This window comes from Staphylococcus sp. HMSC068G11 (assembly GCF_001815825.1).
Lineage (GTDB): Bacteria > Bacillota > Bacilli > Staphylococcales > Staphylococcaceae > Staphylococcus > Staphylococcus epidermidis.
In genome coordinates, this window is sequence record NZ_KV822088.1 from 1 (window position 1) to 20,227 (window position 20,227).

Sequence of the window (20,227 nt, forward strand, 5' to 3'; positions counted from 1 at the left end):
TAATTATAAGTACTTGACTAATCGTAGGAAAGAGGTTGGGACATAAAGTTCCAAGATAAATAAAAAAAGACAATTTCTATTGAAATAATATAGAAATTGTCTTTTTTATTATTTTTTGAATATTTTCAGTTCGTTGAGCTGTTACTTTTCTTATATTAAGGGCCATTAGCACAAATCCTAGTTCTCTTTTGGCTTTATTTATCCCTCGAACGGACATTCGAGTGAAACCCAAAATAGCCTTCATAAATCCAAAATCAGGCTCCACATCGATTTTTCTTTGACTGTATATGGTTTTTGTTTTTGATTTGAAGTTCATACATTGTTGTTTCAGAGAACATTCTGAATAATCATCACATTCATATAATTTCAAGTCTCGTTTAAAACTATATTTATCATGACGATAGGCATATCTTTTAAATCCTATGGTAGAGTAAGTTGAGTCATGTTATAATCTTTGTGCATAAGACACCTCATTAATTTAGTTTAGTGATGTTTATTAAATTATACGAAAGGGCCTTATTTTTTAAGTATTTCAATGTAAAATTACATACAAAAAGTATTTTGGCGAGACTCTTGAGGGAACAGGACAGGCTGAAGCTGTCCCCTAAGAAAGCGAGCCAACAATACGTAGTATTGTAAATAAAGAAGCCAGTAAATGAATTTATAAAAAACTCATTTACTGGCTATTTTGCTAGGAATTATATCCCAGCCTTTTTTTATTTTATAAATTAATATTGTTCTAGATTAAGACGTAGGTTTAACAACCTTAAAGTCAAGTTCTTTATTGTCATTTAAATCTACTTTAATGATTGTACCTTCAGGTAGACTTTCTTTAATCATCATACGTGCAATTGGAGTTTCTATTTGTCGTTGAACAAAGCGTTTTAATGGTCTTGCACCAAATTGTGGTTCATACGCTTCTTCACCTAGCCATTTTTTCGCTTCTTCTGTCACTTCAATTGAGATATGTTGATCTAATAATCTCATATTTAATTGTGTTAAAATTTTATCTACAATCATACTCATATCGTTAACTGATAATGGTTTAAATAACACGATATCATCCATACGATTTAATATTTCAGGTTTGAAGTATGCATGTAGACTGTCCATAACTGCTTTCTCTGTATCATCACTAATTTCACCAGCATCTTTTACATTTTCAAGTAATACTTGTGAACCAATATTACTAGTCATGATGATAATAGTATTTTTAAAGTCAACACTTCTACCTTTTGAATCCGTAAGACGACCTTCATCTAGTATTTGAAGTAATACATTAAAAACATCGCTATGTGCTTTTTCAACTTCGTCTAACAAAATAACTGAGTATGGATTACGTCTAACTGCTTCAGTTAATTGACCACCTTCATCATGGCCTACATAGCCTGGAGGCGCACCAATTAAACGTGATACAGCATGTTTTTCCATATATTCGCTCATATCAATTCTAATCATATGTTTTTCAGAATCGAAAAGTGATGAAGCAAGCGATTTTGCTAATTCAGTTTTACCTACTCCAGTAGGTCCTAAGAATAAGAAACTTCCGATTGGTCTATTCGGATCTTTAATTCCAGCACGTGCTCTAACTACTGCGTCAGATACTAAATCAACTGCTTTATCTTGACCTACTACACGTTTGTGTAAGATGTCACTTAAACTTAATAGCTTTTCTCTTTCTGTTTCCACAAGTTTAGACACAGGTATACCTGTCCATTGACTAACTATGTCGCCTATTTCTTCATCTGAAACGACTTCACGAATCATTCTTTCACTATCTTCGCCAGTTTCATCTTGAAAGGCTTCCTCAAATTCTTGCAATTCTTTTTCTAATTGCGGAATTGTACCATATTGTAATTCTGCTGCTTTTTCAAGATTACCTTCTGTTTGTGCATCTTCAAGAGCTTGACGACTACTATCTAGTTCAGCACGTTTTTCTTGTACTTTAGCAATTTTTTCTTTTTCTTGTTCAACACGTGATTTTAAAGAGGCTTGTTTTTCTTTTTCATTAGATAATTCCTCTTGAAGTTCTTCTAAACGATGTTTACTTGCGTTATCAGATTCATTTTTCAAGGCACTTTCTTCAATTTCTAATTGCATTACTCGACGATTTACTTGGTCTAACTCTGTTGGATTTGATCCCATTTCTGTACGTATTGTCGCACACGCTTGGTCGACTAAATCTATAGCTTTATCTGGCAAAAATCTATCGGTAATATATCTATCAGATAACTCAGCCGCTGCAACAAGTGCACGGTCTTGTATACGTACACCATGGTAGACCTCATAACGTTCTTTTAGACCACGTAAAATTGATATTGTATCCTCAACATCAGGTTCACTGACACTAACTTTTTGGAAACGACGTTCTAATGCTGAATCTTTTTCAATATATTCACGATATTCATTTAATGTCGTAGCACCTATACAATGCAATTCACCACGCGCAAGCATTGGTTTCAACATGTTTCCTGCGTCCATAGCACCATCTGTTTTACCAGCACCTACTAACATATGAATTTCATCAATGAATAAGATGATTCGACCTTCAGATTCTTTTACTTCTTTCAATACTGCTTTTAAACGTTCTTCAAATTCACCTCTATATTTTGCACCTGCAACTAATGCACTTAAATCAAGCTCGAAAATTGTTTTATCGAGTAATGATTCTGGAACGTCTTTACGTACAATTCGTTGTGCTAAACCCTCAACAATTGCAGTTTTACCTACACCTGGTTCACCGATTAAAACCGGATTATTTTTTGTTTTTCGACTTAAAATACGAATTGTATTACGTATTTCTTCATCTCTACCGATAACAGGGTCCATTTTACCTTGACGTACTTCTTCTACAAGATCACGACCATATTTTTCTAAAGCTTCATAATTAACTTCTGGATTTTGAGATGTCACATGATTTCCCCCTCTAACTTTAGTTATAATTTCTTTAATGACTTCTGCTTTATTGCCGACCCATTTTTGAGTAGTCTCATCAGTATCTATGGCTGCACGTAATATATGTTCCATAGAAATAAACTCATCTTCATAGGACTTCATATATTTCTCGGCTTTGTCTAATAATTCTTTTGTTTTAGAACTAATATACTGTCCATACTGAACATTGTCTCCTTGTACAGTTGGATAATGACTTAATTGATTATCGTATGCTTGTTCTAGTTGATTAACATCAATATTTGCTCTTTCTAATATACTTTTAAATAAACTATCATTTTCATTCATCGTAGCTTTTAATAAAGCTTCAATTTCAATATTTTGTAATTCATATTCTTTACTGTACGCGACTGCTTTTTGTAAGGCACCTTGTACAGCATATGTCATTTGATTAATATCCAATTTATTTCACCTCTATCATTCAGAGTGGGTCAAAGTATAGAAAAATAAATTTGACTTTGACTTTCTTTGACCTTAATTATATTATAGACCCTTCTCATCATTAAATCAACATTAATTGCTCATGTTTTTCATTTTATTATGATAATCAAGTAAAAAAAGAGGAAGAACTCAATTCCAAATGAATAGAGTTCTTCCTCTTTAATTAATATATTATTTCTTTTTTATACTTTTCAATATTTCATCTGTCAATGCCTCTACGCCATCATTTTCAAGATGGATGCCGTCTGGAGCAAAATACTCTGTATGCCCTTTTGAGCGACTATACCAATCAATTAGAGTTACATTCTTTTTATCTTTAGCCGCTTCTGTCATTAACGTATTAACATGGTTTTCATATGATCGTGGCACTCTCGTATTTACAAGATATACTTGTGCCTTTCCAAATTTACCAATCAACTGATCTAATTGTTCTTTAGTAAAATCACCATTTGTACCTAGCTCAAGTATGACTTGATCTGTTGGTTTACGATATTGCTTATATTGTTGATTAACGAGGCTCTCGGCCTGATAGAGTTGACGACCGACTTTGCCATCGATTTTAGCTTTGGGTACTTTCGTTTTAAATTGTTCCCCTATATCTACCATAACTGAATCACCAATTAATAACGGCTTAATTTGCGTATATACATCATTATCTTTTGTATTCGCTTTAGTTTTACCATCGCTTGTTAACGAAATATTATCAATCGGTATCATGTGAATAAGATATTGATCAGCCTCATCGGTATTAAATGTTTGCGCTTTGTTCGATATGGTATCTTTTCCAAACTTATCGAAAACGCCTATTAAAATGAAAATAGTAGGTAAAAGTATAACAAGCGTTACAATAGTTCTAATAAATTGAGGTTTGTATGTTTTTTTAATTGCAAAAGCCTTAAAACCTTGCTTTCTCAATGGTGTTTCTACATATTTAAATGATAATTCTGCAAATAAAACTGTAAGAATGATGTCCAAAATATAAACATATGTTGGCATTTGACCATCAATAAAATAGCTATGAACAAAACTCATTATTGGGAAATGCCACAAGTACAAACTGTATGATCGCTTTCCAATATAAACAAATACAGGATTTCCTAATAACTTAGCTAAAATTGTAGTTGGATGAACAACACTTGCAATAATTAGCAAAGTCATTGTTGAAATAAGATAAAATCCACCATTATAAATCCAATCACTTTCATCACTAACAGTAAAGAATAATAGAATTAAAAATGTAAGTCCTATAATACCCGCACTATTAATCACAGTTTTTAATCCTTTAGGTGGATTGGGATTTAATTTAAAAGGTGGCCAGATAAATGCTAGAAGTACACCTAAAAGCAGTGTCTGCAATCTTGTATCAGTTCCAAAATATACTCTTGAATGGTTCAAGTGAGGTTGAGAAATAACAACCATCATTAATAATGAAACCAAAGATATAATCCAAAACATCAGTATGACATTTTTCTTTTTCTTAACTATAGCCATAAGTAATAAGAGTACTGCTGGGAAAAAGAGGTAAAACTGCTCTTCAATGGCTAGTGACCATAGGTGCTTTAAAGGCATAAAAGAAAATTGCTCGAAATAATTGACATCTTTAGCAATATACCACCAATTAGATACGTAAAATATTGCTGCTATCATATCATGTTTAACTCTTACAATATGCTCAGGGTGGAATAATAAAGTTGCAATTCCAACAACTACTATTAATGCGAATACCGCTGGTAATAACCTTTTTATACGACGAATCCAGAAATTTTTAAGATTTATTGTTCCAGTATCTTCATACTCTTTGAGTAATAAGCTCGTAATCAAATAACCTGAAATAACAAAAAAAGTATCTACGCCTAAAAAACCACCTGTTAACCATTGTTTATTCAAGTGATAAATAATAATACCAATGACTGCAATTGCTCGCAAACCATCTAATCCAGGCATATATCGCATTTTTTTAGCAGAGCGATATTCATTATTTAATTTTTTTCTCATTGTTACATTCTTCCCTAATAATAATAAATTTTATAAGACGCGTATTTTTTAATCATTTTCATTAGACGCACGCTATTATTTCTAATCAATTTATTTAAACAAATCTTATCCTTATTAAATTAACAAGGTCATTCTTTAGATTACAACCATCCCTGCTATGTTATTAATGAATATACTTTATAAGATATGCCTCGTTAAAAGGTTATAAGTCTTAAATATTGTAATACATTTGTAATACTAATTCAATTTTATTGTAGAGCTAATTTATAAAAATATTAAATCAAAATACAATATTGTATTTTGAATTTCCTTTTATAAAGATAAAAAGAATAGCTACATCATTTCTCAAAACAATGAGTAGCTATCCTTTCAATTATCCGATGCCTAAAGCTATTTTGGCATAACGAGACATCATATCTTTATTCCATGGTGGACTCCATACAATCATTACTTCTGTATCAGAAATTTCCGGTATCTCAGCTAGAACGCTCTTAACTTGTTCAATAATTTGTGGTCCTAATGGACATCCCATCGAAGTTAATGTCATTTCAACTGTACATAAACCTTCATCATCAACATCAACTTTATATACTAAACCTAAATTAACGATATCTATCCCTAACTCAGGATCTATTACCATTTCAAGAGCGCCTAAGATACTATCTTTTAGTGCTTCTTCCATCAGTATCACCTCTTTAAAATTTTCTTTACACCAATATATCAAATATCCGACAAAACGCCAATAAAATGCTATGATACTGTTACATGATAATTAACAACACAAGGAGTAATATATGCAACCTTATTTAATTTGTCTAGATCTAGATGGTACATTATTAAATGACAATAAAGAAATCTCACCTTACACTAAACAAGTATTAACCGAATTACAACAATGTGGACACTACGTTATGATTGCTACTGGAAGACCTTATCGTGCGAGCCAGATGTATTATCATGAACTCAATATGAACACACCTGTGGTTAATTTTAATGGCGCATTTGTGCATCACCCAAAAGCAAATGATTTCGAAGTGATACACGAAGTACTAGATGTTGAAATTTCTAAAAATATTATTACAGCGCTTCAACAATCTCATATTACAAATATCATTGCCGAAGTAAAAGATTATGTCTTTATCAATAGTTATGATCCAAGACTTTTTGAAGGTTTTTCTATGGGGAATCCTAAAATTCAAACGGGGAATTTACTAGAAAATCTTAATGAGGCACCTACGTCACTACTTGTTGAAGCAGAAGAAGAAAATATTCCTGAAATTAAAGATATGTTAACCCATTTTTATGCAGAGAATATCGAACATCGCCGTTGGGGTGCCCCTTTCCCAGTCATAGAAATTGTGAAACGCGGAATCAACAAAGCACGTGGAATTAAACATGTTCAAAACTATTTAAATATCGCCGACGATCATATCATTGCGTTTGGTGACGAGGACAATGATATAGAAATGATAAAGTATGCGACCCATGGCATTGCAATGGATAATGGCTTAAAAGACTTAAAAGAAATAGCAAATAATATTACGTATAGTAATAATGAGGACGGCATAGGTCGTTATTTAAATGACTTTTTTAATTTAAAAATGCGTTATTATTAAGTTGAATAAACAATCCAAGTGATGATTAAAAAGGTATACGTTTTCTAATATCATACATATATAAAGGAGAGACAGCTATGAATAAAATTATAATAGTCGGTGCAGTTGCTGGTGGTGCGACTTGTGCAAGTCAAATTCGAAGATTAGATAAAGAGAGTGAAATCATTGTTTTTGAAAAAGATAGAGATATGAGCTTTGCCAATTGTGCATTACCTTATTATATTGGCAACGTTATCGAGGACCGTCGTAAAGTTTTAGCATATACGCCTGATCAATTTTATGACAAAAAGCATATCACAGTAAAAACATACCATGAAGTTATACAAATCAATGATAAAAGACAAACAGTTACTGTCTTAAATCATCAAACTAATCAAACTTTTGAAGAAAGTTACGATACATTGATTTTAAGTCCTGGCGCATCTGCAAACCGATTAAACACTCATAGTGATATCTCATTTACTGTGCGAAATCTCGAAGATACTGAGGCAATTGATACCTTTATTACGAATACTAAAGCACAACGTGCACTTGTTGTTGGCGCGGGGTACATCTCTTTAGAAATTCTTGAAAATTTACATCATAGAGGTTTGGATGTCACATGGATTCATCGCTCTACAAATATTAATAAACTGATGGATCAAGATATGAATCAACCCATCATCGACGAAATAGAAAAAAGAAATATCACTTATAGATTTAACGAAGAAATTAGTCAAGTCAATGGACATGAAGTAACATTCACATCTGGTAAAGTTGAAAACTATGATCTTATTATCGAAGGTGTAGGTACGCAGCCAAATTCACAATTTATTAAATCATCTAACGTCATACTAGATGATAAAGGTTATATCCCAGTAAATCATAATTTCCAAACAAATATACCAAATATTTATGCATTAGGTGATGTTATTACTTCACATTATCGTCATGTGAATTTACCGGCACAGGTTCCACTTGCTTGGGGAGCACACCGTGGTGCAAGTATTATAGCTGAACAACTTTCTGGAAATTCGTCTATTCACTTTAAAGGTTATCTAGGAAATAATATAGTGAAATTTTTTGACTATACATTAGCAAGTGTTGGCATCAAACCAAATGAACTTACAAATTTCAATTATGATATGGTTGAAGTTAAGCAAGGCGCTCATGCAGGATATTACCCAGGAAATTCACCACTACATTTACGTGTTTATTTTGAAAAAGACTCGAGAAAACTTTTACGCGCAGCAGCAGTTGGTAAACAAGGTGCCGACAAAAGAATAGACGTATTATCAATGGCAATGATGAATCATGCTACTGTGGATGATTTAACAGAATTTGAAGTAGCATATGCCCCTCCCTATAGTCATCCAAAAGATTTAATTAATTTAATTGGGTATAAAGCACAATAACATTCCACACAATTCATAATTTATGAATAGTATGAGAGAAATAACAAGAGTGACTATTTAGGAAAAGAAAATAAACCTATCATTTTCATATAAAAAGACCAAAATGAATTTTTTAAAAGAATTCATTTTGGTCTTTTATTTAGGAATAATATGATGTTCATACTTCAATAAATATAAATCATACGCAATTGTATCCAAGCATGTTTAACTTATTCCAAATATTTTAGAAATTGGGCCCCAAGGTAAAATAACACCAATAGCCATTGTAATTATGATTAAAATAATAGTAATCCAAAAGAATTTATGGCTAGTCTGTTGTTTTTTTCTTTTAGCAATGGAAATTTCCATAAATGCGATAACAGCTAAACCACATAACATTTTTAAAGTAAGTAGCATATGATTTCCACCTTCACCATTAGAGGCAGCCATAAACTCTTCGATTAATTCCCAAAAACCAGAAATTAATGTTAATAGCATGAATAATCTTAATGCCATATGTAAAGGTTTATAATAAGGTGATGCACCTTGCGTTTTTGAATAATTTAAATAAGTTGCGATAAATAAAATAATTGCTAATACCCAACTTAAAATATGGACATGTAACATGTTTGTCCCCCCATCTTTTTATTTCTAAATCATCATAACATATTTCTAAATATTTGATGATGCCATAACTTTAATTTTTATCAATAATTAAAATAATAAATATTTTGATAAATATACAAGAAAGTCTAGGATACAAATAATATCCCAGACTTTCTTAACAAATAGTCATTCGATGACTGAATTAAAAATGTATTAATATCTATTTTTTGAACAGAAATTTCAAAATAAGCAAATTGAATTCCAACGCTCAACACATAGAATTACACTAAAATTTTACAGACAAAGCAAGTTAGGGCTTGGGGAGTAATATATTTACTCCACGCCCATTTAACTTTTTAAATCATTGTATAACTCTTAATTTTTAGATATATATGTTGTTAAAGTGCCAATATTATCTATAGTTACTTTGACTTCATCACCTGGTTGTAAAAATTGTGGTGGTTGTAAACCAGCACCCACACCAGCGGGTGTACCAGTTGCAATGATATCGCCTGGATGTAAAGCCACATATTTTGAAATCTTTTCGATGAGTTCATCTATTTTTAAAATCATCTCTCCAGTGTTACCATCTTGTCGAATTTCGTTATTCACTTTTGTTACGATATTTACATTCTCTGGCGTAGGTAATTCGTCTTTGGTTACTATATAAGGACCCATTGGGCATGCCCCAGTTAAACTTTTTGATAAGAATGCTTGATCATGTGAACTTTGCGCAGTGCGATCTGTAATATCATTGATAATTGTGTACCCATAAATATAATCTAAAGCTAATCCTCTAGGAATCTTTTCGCCTGATTTTCCAATTACAATTCCAAGTTCTCCCTCATAGTCCAATTGTTCTGTAATATCTTTATGATTAGGAATTGTTGCTTCATCACCAGTTAAAGATGAAGCCGCTTTGGTAAATACATATAAACTATCAACTTCATGATTTAATTCACTAGCATGATCTTCATAATTTCTACCAAATGCAATCACATTATTAGGAGGTGTCACTGGTGGTAGAAAATCAATATCAGTGAATAAAAATTTAAATTCCTCATCTCTTCCACTTTCTTCAGCTGCGACAACTGCTTTTCGAACTTGCTCTTGAAAGTCTAAAGTTTGATTTTGCTGTAGACCTGCAATTAAAGTTTTAGGATTAAAGTCTTTGTCCCCAAACTCAGCAAAAACCATTGGTAAATCCCAAACAGCATCTTCACGTTTTACTTTAACACCATATGAAGTTCTGTCATTATGTTTGAATGATAGAAATTTCATTCATAATCAACTCCTCATCTATATCTTATTACATATTATAACTATATCTAAGTTCAAATAACAAATATATAAGTAAGAAAATTAAGAAAGTTTATTTGTAATCTTAATAACAGACATATATACAGTAAAGCCGTGTTTTCTTGGTTAGGATGAAAGCACGGCCTATTGTTTCCCACTTTATCAAAGTAACTTTGAATTTTAATTATCTATTTCTAATGTACCAAATTTGAAAAAATATAAATAACCCTTAACAGGTCGTTTAAGTATTGTTTCTAAAGTATTTCGATAATATGTCATTTGTATCTGATATTTTTCTTTGAGCTGATTCCCTATTTCTTCATCACTCATACCTTTTCTTCTATTAAAGGCATCCGTTTTGTAATCAACAAAGTAAAATTGTCCGTCACTTTCATATATTAAATCAATCATACCTTGAATAATGGATACATCTTCATCTTCACTTGTAAGTCCATCAACTTTAATTTGATTTACCACAAAAGGTAATTCAGTATAAACATTGTCAGCTTGAGCTATTTCCATATAGAGAGGTCCATCAATGAAATGCATAATCTCATCTATTCTAATATCCTCTTTTGCATCTTCATCAATAAGTTGTTTGTCAATCAATCCATCGATATATTGAAGTAATTCGTCCTTTGTTAAACGTTGTTCTCTAAAAGGTAAATGTTGCATGACTGTATGCATTAAAGTTCCTATTTCATTTGCTTTTCTTTTTTTGGTTTGAGTAAGAAACTTGGGTCTTTCATAAGATGCAACACCAATACGATATTGACGTACTCTATCATAATTTGTATTACTTTCTTCAGTTTCTAACTGGCGTTTTAACTCTGATACCGACTGTTTAGATGGTTTTATCGTGTTAACTTTAAAAGGGTAGTCATAAGAAAGCTGTTGATGAATTTTAATTTTCACATCTTCATTACCAGTATTTATGCCCTTTAATTCTTCGATAGTTCTTATTTCATTATCATTAACAACTTCTTTAGTTGAAACATCCTCGTAATGATCAATCACTATTGATACACGTGGCTTCACTTCAGAATTTAATTGATTAATATCTCTTTCGAATCTTTGATCATTTGGCAATGAAGCCGATTGATGCTTAGCCAAAATACCATAAATAAGAACAAATGGATTTGTAGCAGTAAGGCGTTCATTAACTGCTATATGTGTGTCTGAAACAGCTAATTGTTCATATTTAATTAATGATTTTTCATCTTTGACTCTTCCAACTAAAATAAGTTGCTCTTTTGCTCGCGTCAACGCAACATAGACTAAGCGCATTTCTTCAGATATGAGTTCTTTTTCATTTATTGCTCTATATGCCACAGAAGCAAGCGAAGGAAAAGCCATATCTTTATTTACATCAAAATAATCCATACCTAAACCATATTGTTGATTTAGAATAACTGGTGCATTCAGGTCACCTTTGTTGAATTTTTTAGATAATCCTGAGTAAATTACAAATGGAAATTCTAATCCTTTACTACTATGAATCGTCATCATTCTAACCACATTATCGTTAGGACCTACGACATTTTCTTCACCAAAATCTTTCTTACGATCAATAAGCTCATCAATAAAACGAATAAATTGGAATAAACCTCTGAAACTTGAATTTTCAAATTCAACAGCTTTATTAAATAGCCCATATAGATTCGCTCTTCTACCTTTACCTCCAATGAGACCGCTAAAGTACTGAATTACAAAATGATCATTATAAAATTTATCAATTAATTGGTAGACCGGTTGACTTTGACTATAATTTTGATATTTTTGTATATCCTGAATAAAACGATTTAACTTGTCAACCAATCTAGAATCAGCTTTTTCATCAATCATATAATTTTTTATAGATTGATAAAAGTAATCATCATGAGGGCTTACAACTCTTATTTTGGCTAATTCTTCTTCAGTAAATTGATATATTACAGAACGCATCAACCCCACTAAATAAATGTCTTGAAGTGGATTATCTATTGTTCTTAAAAATGAAAGAACAAGACGTACTTCAGTTTGCTCAAAATACCCTTCCTTACTATTTACGTGAAAAGGGATATCATTATTTTTAAAAGCTTGTTGAAGATTACGAGCTTGACCAAAACTTCTCTCCAAAATTACGATATCTTTATAAGTTGCTTTTCTGTATTGACCTGTTTTCATATCGTATACGTTTTGATGATTAATAATATCTTTAACTTGTTCAACAATGTAATTCGCTTCTTGTTCACTTCCAGTTAAGTCACTATTTTCTGAACTTTCCTCAACAAGTGCTCGTAATTGAACGGGATGTGAAACTTTGTCATATGGTGCACCAAAATACAATTGCGCTGCATCATCATATGAAATTTCCCCTACTTGTTCATCCATCATATGTTTGAACAAATAATTGGTTGTAGATAACACTTCCTGTCTCGAACGAAAGTTTTGCGATAAGTCAATGCGCAAGCCACTGTCAGTTCCACTACTAGAAAAGCGATTATATTTTTCAATAAATAAACTGGGATCAGCTTGTCTAAATTTATAAATAGACTGCTTCACATCTCCAACCATGAACAAGTTACCGTCGTGTTCTTCACCAGTTTTAATACAAGATAATATTTTCTCTTGCACCCTATTAGTATCTTGATACTCATCAACTAGGATTTCTTTAAAATGTTCACGATACGTTTCAGCGATACGCGAAGGTGAGCCATCTTCGTTAGTAAGAATGCGTAATGCAAAATGTTCATAATCTGAGAAATCCAAAATATTACGACTTCGTTTTTGAACACCAAATGAATGTATCACATCTTGAACTATTTGAGCTAAATAAGCCACTCGAGGAGCAAGTTGTTGCATATCTCTTTTCAAATCATCTGCATTTCTAGAAAAGTAATCATTTTTTACTTTCATAACTAAAGATTTATATTTATCATAATGTTGTTTTGCTTCATTTAAAGCATCTTCCATGCCTTCATTTGCTTCTTTTATTTTGCTATTTATTGCAGGAAAACGACTCATAAATTCATGTTGTGTGATAACATCTGTATTTAATACTTTCCCTTCAATGGCTTTAGTAATAAACATGCGTTCAGTTTCAACAACTTCAAGTTGCTTATCAACACTTTCCATCATTGAGAATAAATCATAACATTTTTGTAATTCTTCATATCCTGCTTTCATAAAAATCATTGCTAAATCATTGATAAGCTGCATTAATTGTTGCTGTTTATTCTCTTCTTTGTATGGTTGCGCTAATTGATTGAGCCATTCAAATGGTTGTGGATTAGCAATACTGAAAAAATATAACTGCTTAATAATACTTCTAAATTGATCATCATTCCTATCTGATGATAGTTGTTCGGTTAATTCTATAAAGTGAGGATCTAATTTATCATAGTGTTGTTCTAAAACATCATCAATAGTTTGTTCTAATAATAATATATTTTCCGCTTCACTACTTGTTCTAAAATGAGGGTCGATATCTAATACATCATAATGCTGCTGAATCAATTTCAAACAGAAACTGTGTAAAGTCGAAATCTGTGCTTGATGAATTTTGATGCGCTGATTCTTTAAATGTTCATTGTTGGGATCCTTAAAAGATGCTTCCTGTATACGTTTATCAACTCGATGCTTCATCTCACGTGCGCTTAAATTCGTAAATGTTACAACTAGTAACCGATCTACATCTACATCATCTCTAAGTATACGTTGTATAATACGCTCAACTAGAACGGCTGTTTTACCGGAACCTGCTGCAGCAGCAACAAGTATGTCCTGACCTTTCGCATAAATACTTTGCCATTGTGCATCTGTCCAAATCACATCTTGTGGTTTAGTTGGAATCATGTCTTTTCACCACCTTCAGTTCTTAATTGTTGAATTAAATCTAATGGTTTTATCGATTCATCTACCGTTCTATAACGCTTACTATCTATTAATCCGTCTACATGACAAACTGATTTATAATTACAAAATTGACAAGGTAATACTTGTTTGTACTTCAAGGGTGCCACTTCAGTATGTCCATCCATAATGTGGGTGGCTGTCTCGATAAAATTCTTCTTATTATGTTCTATCAATTGATAAATGATGTTTTCATCAGCTACTTTACTACTACGCTGATTTATAGCGCCTTTAGCTGTTAATGCTATTGGAACAATATCCGAATTATACTTTGGTTCAAGTCTAATATCAAAAGCATCTAACACTTCTTGATCACGATTAAGTAAACCGCTCATTTTAAAGTTTTTGATATAGTCTTTTTGAAATTGGTCTTCATCTATATCTGCCCAACTTTTAAATTTAATACGCGGTTCATGGACATGGAAATAAAGTAGCCCCCCTGGTTTCACAATATCTGTAAGACCTAAACGTTCTTTGTTTTGTAATACAATATCCATGTAGGTCATCATTTGCATTTGCAAACCATAATAAACTTTTGTTAAATCGAGTGTTGCACTACTTTCTGAAGATTTATAATCAATGATATTGACATAACTATGATCACCTTTTGTATATGTATCAATACGATCGATTTGACCTCTTATATTAATCGGAATTCCCTGATTGGTAATCAGTGGTTGTGCAACAAGTTCATCTTTGTTTTTAGGTGATTTTCTAAATCCTGTTTCAAATCGTTGGGGCACAAATTTAGAGTAATCCCCTTGATATTTAAGTGCCTTTAAAGTTGTTTCAACGATTGATCCAATCTTTTTAGATAAATATTTATAATACGCAGATGAATTTAACAAATTAAACTGTACTTTAGGTAAAATAAGTTCTAATGCTTCTTTAGTAAGTGATTGAATATTCTTAGTATCTAAATTCTTGAAGTTACCATAAATTCGATCGGAAATATATTTTAAAACTGAATGGAAAATATCTCCTAAGTCAAAATTTTGTAATTCATATTTAGTGCGTTCATTTAATCGTAAACCATGCGAAGCATAATGTTTAAAAGGACATTGTTGATAACCTTCAAAACGAGACACACTAGCGTTGATAGTTTTACCATAAAGTTGTTGTGATAAAGTTTCATTTAATTGGACAGTCTCGTTATCATATGTCAATGACGTAGTAAGATAATCTAAACCTTGATTTAATTGATCATCGTCTCGAATAGCTAAATATGCATCCAACCAACGAATATCGATGTCTTCATGGTCTAACCAACCTCTTAAATATTCAAAAAGCTGAATTTTTGTTTGATGTGAATGTTGCATCATTAATAAAGGTTGCGCTTCATGTAAATCTTGTAGATTGGTGATTTCTAAATCATAAAATAGTTCTTTAATTTGCGTTAAAAAAGGACTAATTTCCTTCTCATCTCCAGAATTTCCCATTAAACTATATGAAAATGTAACGCTTTGTTGACTCCTTGTCATAGCGATGTAACAAACAAACGCTTCATCCATTTGCAGTATATCTGAAGTTGGACTTAACTCAACATGTGCATTGTCCTCAACATATTTCTTCTCTTCATCTGTAATCAAACTTGATGAAGATACAGTCTGTGGTAATATACCATCATTCATACCAACCATATAAATATGTTTTTTATTATCAACTTTCGCTAAATCCATTGTACCTATACTAACTTGATCCAAAGTTTGAGGTATCATAACAAACTCTAATTGCTCTAAACCTATATCAAAAACATCTAAAAATTGTTGAAGTGTCATTTCCTGATCATCAAAAACAGTAACTAAATCATCTAAAATTTGTATTAAACCGTTCCATACTTGGTCAATTTCTTCGGCTTTTTCTGTTAGACCCGCCAACTCTAATTCATCACGTTGAGTCATTAACTGACTCGGTAATTCAAAATACTCTAAACTTTCATAAAATGACGTAGCATAATCTTTAACAGTATGTGCTTCATTCATAGCTTGTTCGAAATATAACACTTTATCTATAACATTCTTTTTAAGTTTAATTACTTCTTTGTATAATGCTTGATGTTCTTCAGTTAGTTGATGTGATTTACGTCCCATTCTACTAAACTGATCAATACTAAAGATATCTTCGTCTAACCAACGTTTACCATAAACACCACGTTCTAAAACGAAATTTTCCAGTAAATCAATTAAATAGCTACTTCTTTTAAATTGAGACGTTAATACATTCGTTTTAAACAATCGTAACATTGCATTAATATGCCAATTTGAACGTATCACTTCTAATAAAGAACGTAACATTTCCATGATGGGATGATGTGTCATAGATTTTTTAGTATCAATGTTAAATGGTATATCATATGAAGGAAGTATTGACTCGAATAGATATGCATACGATTCATCACGGTATAATATAGCAATATCCCTGAATTTATAATCTGCTTCTCTGACATCTTTTAAAATACGTCGAGCTACTTCATTTATTTCTTCTCTCATACTTGAAGATTCAAATATTTTAACATGATTTTGATGATGTTTAGGCGTAAATTGTAATGCATCAAACCCATTTTCAAGATTCTTTAAATCATCATTTTTATAGCGATAAAATGTATTAAAATAAGTTTTATTTAGATTTATATTTAAACGATTAGCGATATCCTCCAAATGTGATAAAACTTCAGATGATTTTCTAAACAAACTAAATGGATGGTGGCTGCCATCGGTCGTTAATAACACAGTCACCTGTTTGGCGTGTTGAACAAGTGCTTCTATAATTCTATATTCCAATGTAGAAAAATTATGAAACCCATCAATAAATACTTCAGCCTTTTTTATCCACTGAGATTGAGATAGTATTTCAATGAATTGTTGCAAACTATCCTCTGTTGTTATAAATTCACCATTCATTCGTGATTCTAATTGTTTATAAATAAGAGAAATGTCTTCTAATTTATGTTTTGTTCTCGTTTGCATTGAATGATTATCTATCAATTGATCTAAGTGCTCAGGAGTGACATTATATTTTTTAAAATCTTGAATTTGCTCAGCTAACTTTTCACTTAAACCATAGTATTGAGCTTGTGAAGCATACAATTTCAAATCAGACTCATGTTGTTGAACAATATGGAAAATCATCATTTCTAAAGCAGCCTTAGATAATCGTTGTTCTGTTAAACCACCAACTTCTTGAAAAACACGATGACTCAATCTTTCAAAGTGAAGTACTTCAGTTCTCAAACTACCATGAAGTTCGGAATCATTTACAAATGCTTGTTCTAATTGAAAAGTACTCTGCGTAGGTGCAATTAATACTATAGGATCACCCAGCGGGTCTTGCTTCATTTTATTTTTTATTTGAGTAAGCATGGCTGTTGACTTTCCTGTACCTGCTCGACCAATATATGTATTAAATTCCATAACATTCCCTCACTCCTTTAATATTAATCATATCACACAGGTGTATCTTCTAAGAAAAACAAAAAAGAGATTTCTATTTTTTTAAAAGCATGAATAGAAATCTCCAAAGTTGATTGATATTTAATTTTTAGTGTTATTTGGATTGAAGTTAGATTTAAATTCACTGAAAGGCCAATATCTAAGCGATACCTTTCCAACAATTTGGTCTTTGTCAATTAAACCAAATGAACGACTATCTTTACTTACCTCACGGTTATCTCCCAAAACTAAATATTTACCTTTAGGAATAACATTAGATTGAGGATTAGCATTTGGTAAATTTTTTGTTTTGAAACTACCTGTGATATACTCAGTTTGCTTACGTTTCTCGTTATAGTTCAAGTATGGTTCTGATTGCTTTTTACCATTAACATAGAGTGTATCATTTTTATATTCAACACTATCACCTGGAGTTCCAATAACTCTTTTAACATAATCATCTTTTTTATTAGCATGAAATACAATGACATTTCCTTTTTCAACGCCACCTAATTTATAGCCAATAATATTTACCACTACACGCTCTCCATCTTTTAATGTGGGATCCATTGAATCACCTTTAATAGAATATGACTTCCCAACAAATTTAGTGATTAAGGCTATAAGTGCAATGGCAACGGCTATGGCAACAACCCACTCTAAAATTTCTTTTTTCAAAATCTACACCTCTTCTGGTTATTTAAATTGATAGTTAAATTCTTTAAATGGATAATATTTCAAACTGACATCTCCAATGATATCTTTCTTATCTATTAAACCATAGGTTCTTGAATCAGAATGTTTGTTATTATTATCATTTAAAACAAAATATGCTCCCGGTGGAATCGTATCACCATCAGAATTTTTAATTTCTCTTAATGTAATGTCTTTAATATGCCTATCTTTCATATATGGTTCATTTACTTGTCTATCATCGATATAAATACGCTGTGATTTAATACTCACAGACTCACCAGGCTTTCCTATAATTCTGCTAAAATAAGTTTTGTTATTATGCCTGTACATGATTATATCACCACGTTGTATTAGGTCAAACGTGACTTTAATTTTATTAACTATTACTCTATCTCCCGTTTGCAAGGTAGGTGTCATGCTATTATTTGATATCACAGCGCCTACGATTATAAATGATTGAATGAATATTACAATAATAATTGCAAAAGTAAAGGAAATCAAATATTTAATCAATTGTTTCATGTTTTACTCCTTGGTAGAACCCATAAAATACTTTTCTACCTTTTTACTAATAAACCACAATACTACGAGTAACACTATCATAATAAGCGCTCTTAAAGGATTAGTAAATATGGTGAAAATTTCTTTTCCCATTACTCCTAGAATAGTAATTGAAATCAATTTAGAAATAACTAATACCAAAAAGTAATATTTTATTTTGATGTGAGATAAGCTCGCAATAATATTTATTAATGTATTGGGTGTAAATGGAAAGCATAATAATATGAATAAAGGGATAAGCCCTTGTCTATCTATGAAGCTAATAAGCCTTTGAACAGACTTTCTACTTTTTAATTTTTTCATTCTTATTGTATTCACAAATTTTTTACAAATAAGAAAAACAGTAAAAGTACCTGAGACGATACCTAGCCAACTGATAATTATACCTGGAAACAATCCATACGCATGTATTAATAGCACGACGTACAAAGTGAGAGGCAACACAGGTACAATGGCTCTTAAATAAAGCATAATGAACCCAGGAATATATCCGAATTGTCGAAATGCGTCAAACCATTCTTCTAATTGAGAAAGCGACAATACATCAAATCCTTTCTTAGGGTTGTATTACTTATTCATTATAGTTGTAAATGATGTTTTTTGAAACATTAAAATTAGGTCAACAACACAAATCAGACTTAGGTAGGAATTAAAAATTTATATATTGATATCTAATTCATCAAATTTTGCTATTTCATTCTTTATCAAAAATCTAATGGAGTGAATATTTATTATTTCCTACTCTGAATTTGACTTTTTATTAGTCTGACGTTACTCAATTTTCATTTTCTCTTATTAACACACATAATAAAAATGAGTCCGAGACATAAAGTTCTAGGATAAGTAAATAAAGACAATTTCTATTGAAATAATACAGAAATTGTCTTTATTATAAATTTTTTGATCACTTTTAGCTCGTTAAGCTGTTACTTTTCTTATATTAAGGGCCATTAGCACAAATCCTAGTTCTCTTTTGGCTTTATTTATCCCTCGAACGGACATTCGAGTGAAACCCAAAATAGCCTTCATAAATCCAAAATCAGGCTCCACATCGATTTTTCTTTGACTGTATATGGTTTTTGTTTTTGGTTCTGAAAGCTTTTTATTAATTTAGGCTTTAAAATATTCCCAATTATAATCCTTCATTATTTTTTTATTTGTTTTTGAATTGAAGTTTATACAATGGTGTTTCAGAAGACACTCTGAACAATCATCACATTCATATAATTTCAACTCTCGTTTAAAACCATATTTATCATAGTGATAGGCACATCTTTTAAACCCTATGGTAGAGTAAGTTGAGTCATGCTATAATCTTTATACATAAGGCATCTCGTTAATTTAGTTTATTGGTATTTATTAAATT

The 20,227-nt window shown here is 31.3% G+C and carries 12 protein-coding genes and 2 pseudogenes; 2 read left to right on the forward strand and 12 right to left on the reverse strand.

The annotated features are described in order from the left end of the window. Positions 1-17: 17 nt before the first annotated feature. The 4 genes and pseudogenes from HMPREF3058_RS06165 to HMPREF3058_RS06180 form a co-directional block, all read right to left on the reverse strand. A pseudogene (locus tag HMPREF3058_RS06165) lies at positions 18-424 on the reverse strand (transposase); the annotation flags it as partial. A gap of 320 nt (positions 425-744) precedes the next feature. Continuing rightward, complete coding sequence (clpB, locus tag HMPREF3058_RS06170; RefSeq protein ID WP_002491610.1) at positions 745-3,354, reverse strand: ATP-dependent chaperone ClpB; 2,610 nt, start codon at positions 3,352-3,354, stop codon at positions 745-747. A 210-nt stretch (positions 3,355-3,564) separates the two neighbouring features. Beyond that, on the reverse strand, positions 3,565-5,388 hold the full coding sequence (locus HMPREF3058_RS06175) for an acyltransferase family protein (protein WP_002491660.1): 1,824 nt from the start codon (positions 5,386-5,388) through the stop codon (positions 3,565-3,567). 373 nt (positions 5,389-5,761) lie between these two features. After that, positions 5,762-6,070: a metal-sulfur cluster assembly factor gene (locus HMPREF3058_RS06180; protein WP_001829290.1), complete on the reverse strand. Its 309-nt coding sequence runs from the start codon at positions 6,068-6,070 to the stop codon at positions 5,762-5,764. A 112-nt stretch (positions 6,071-6,182) separates the two neighbouring features. On the opposite strand from HMPREF3058_RS06180, the gene HMPREF3058_RS06185 reads away from it, so the two are divergent. Together HMPREF3058_RS06185 and HMPREF3058_RS06190 are read left to right on the forward strand one after the other, a co-directional pair. After that, complete coding sequence (locus HMPREF3058_RS06185; protein ID WP_002446060.1) at positions 6,183-7,004, forward strand: Cof-type HAD-IIB family hydrolase; 822 nt, start codon at positions 6,183-6,185, stop codon at positions 7,002-7,004. 77 nt (positions 7,005-7,081) lie between these two features. Then, on the forward strand, positions 7,082-8,398 hold the full coding sequence (locus HMPREF3058_RS06190; protein WP_002491631.1) for a CoA-disulfide reductase: 1,317 nt from the start codon (positions 7,082-7,084) through the stop codon (positions 8,396-8,398). 204 nt (positions 8,399-8,602) lie between these two features. Here HMPREF3058_RS06190 and HMPREF3058_RS06195 read toward each other — a convergent pair whose 3' ends face one another. The 8 genes and pseudogenes from HMPREF3058_RS06195 to HMPREF3058_RS12180 all read right to left on the reverse strand — a co-directional run. Beyond that, positions 8,603-9,004: a YisL family protein gene (locus HMPREF3058_RS06195; RefSeq protein ID WP_001831989.1), complete on the reverse strand. Its 402-nt coding sequence runs from the start codon at positions 9,002-9,004 to the stop codon at positions 8,603-8,605. 354 nt (positions 9,005-9,358) lie between these two features. Further along, positions 9,359-10,264 carry a fumarylacetoacetate hydrolase family protein gene (locus HMPREF3058_RS06200; RefSeq protein WP_002446058.1) on the reverse strand — a complete coding sequence of 302 codons (906 nt, stop codon included), beginning with the start codon at positions 10,262-10,264 and terminating at the stop codon, positions 9,359-9,361. 198 nt (positions 10,265-10,462) lie between these two features. Continuing rightward, positions 10,463-14,119 (reverse strand): helicase-exonuclease AddAB subunit AddA, encoded by a 3,657-nt coding sequence (gene addA / locus HMPREF3058_RS06205; protein WP_002491665.1) that lies wholly within the window; start codon positions 14,117-14,119, stop codon positions 10,463-10,465. Continuing rightward, complete coding sequence (addB, locus tag HMPREF3058_RS06210) at positions 14,116-17,586, reverse strand: helicase-exonuclease AddAB subunit AddB (RefSeq protein WP_002491664.1); 3,471 nt, start codon at positions 17,584-17,586, stop codon at positions 14,116-14,118. Before addB ends, addA begins: the two co-directional genes overlap by 4 nt. Positions 17,587-17,706: 120 nt before the next feature. Further along, positions 17,707-18,282: a signal peptidase I gene (gene lepB / locus HMPREF3058_RS06215; RefSeq protein ID WP_002446055.1), complete on the reverse strand. Its 576-nt coding sequence runs from the start codon at positions 18,280-18,282 to the stop codon at positions 17,707-17,709. Positions 18,283-18,300: 18 nt separating this feature from the next. Beyond that, on the reverse strand, positions 18,301-18,822 hold the full coding sequence (gene lepB / locus HMPREF3058_RS06220) for a signal peptidase I (protein ID WP_002475136.1): 522 nt from the start codon (positions 18,820-18,822) through the stop codon (positions 18,301-18,303). 3 nt (positions 18,823-18,825) lie between these two features. Next, complete coding sequence (locus HMPREF3058_RS06225; protein WP_002446053.1) at positions 18,826-19,401, reverse strand: TVP38/TMEM64 family protein; 576 nt, start codon at positions 19,399-19,401, stop codon at positions 18,826-18,828. A 294-nt stretch (positions 19,402-19,695) separates the two neighbouring features. Next, a pseudogene (locus HMPREF3058_RS12180) lies at positions 19,696-20,148 on the reverse strand (transposase); the annotation flags it as partial. Positions 20,149-20,227 lie beyond the last annotated feature (79 nt).

What these genes read in the sequence shown, in the direction of transcription:
- addB (WP_002491664.1), bottom strand. Translation starts at nt 17,586, where the DNA reads ATGGAATTTAATACATATATTGGTCGAGCAGGTACAGGAAAGTCAACA.
- HMPREF3058_RS06200 (WP_002446058.1), bottom strand. Translation starts at nt 10,264, where the DNA reads ATGAAATTTCTATCATTCAAACATAATGACAGAACTTCATATGGTGTT.
- lepB (WP_002475136.1), bottom strand. Translation starts at nt 18,822, where the DNA reads ATGAAACAATTGATTAAATATTTGATTTCCTTTACTTTTGCAATTATT.
- HMPREF3058_RS06185 (WP_002446060.1), top strand. Translation starts at nt 6,183, where the DNA reads ATGCAACCTTATTTAATTTGTCTAGATCTAGATGGTACATTATTAAAT.
- HMPREF3058_RS06180 (WP_001829290.1), bottom strand. Translation starts at nt 6,070, where the DNA reads ATGGAAGAAGCACTAAAAGATAGTATCTTAGGCGCTCTTGAAATGGTA.
- HMPREF3058_RS06195 (WP_001831989.1), bottom strand. Translation starts at nt 9,004, where the DNA reads ATGTTACATGTCCATATTTTAAGTTGGGTATTAGCAATTATTTTATTT.
- addA (WP_002491665.1), bottom strand. Translation starts at nt 14,119, where the DNA reads ATGATTCCAACTAAACCACAAGATGTGATTTGGACAGATGCACAATGG.
- HMPREF3058_RS06190 (WP_002491631.1), top strand. Translation starts at nt 7,082, where the DNA reads ATGAATAAAATTATAATAGTCGGTGCAGTTGCTGGTGGTGCGACTTGT.
- HMPREF3058_RS06175 (WP_002491660.1), bottom strand. Translation starts at nt 5,388, where the DNA reads ATGAGAAAAAAATTAAATAATGAATATCGCTCTGCTAAAAAAATGCGA.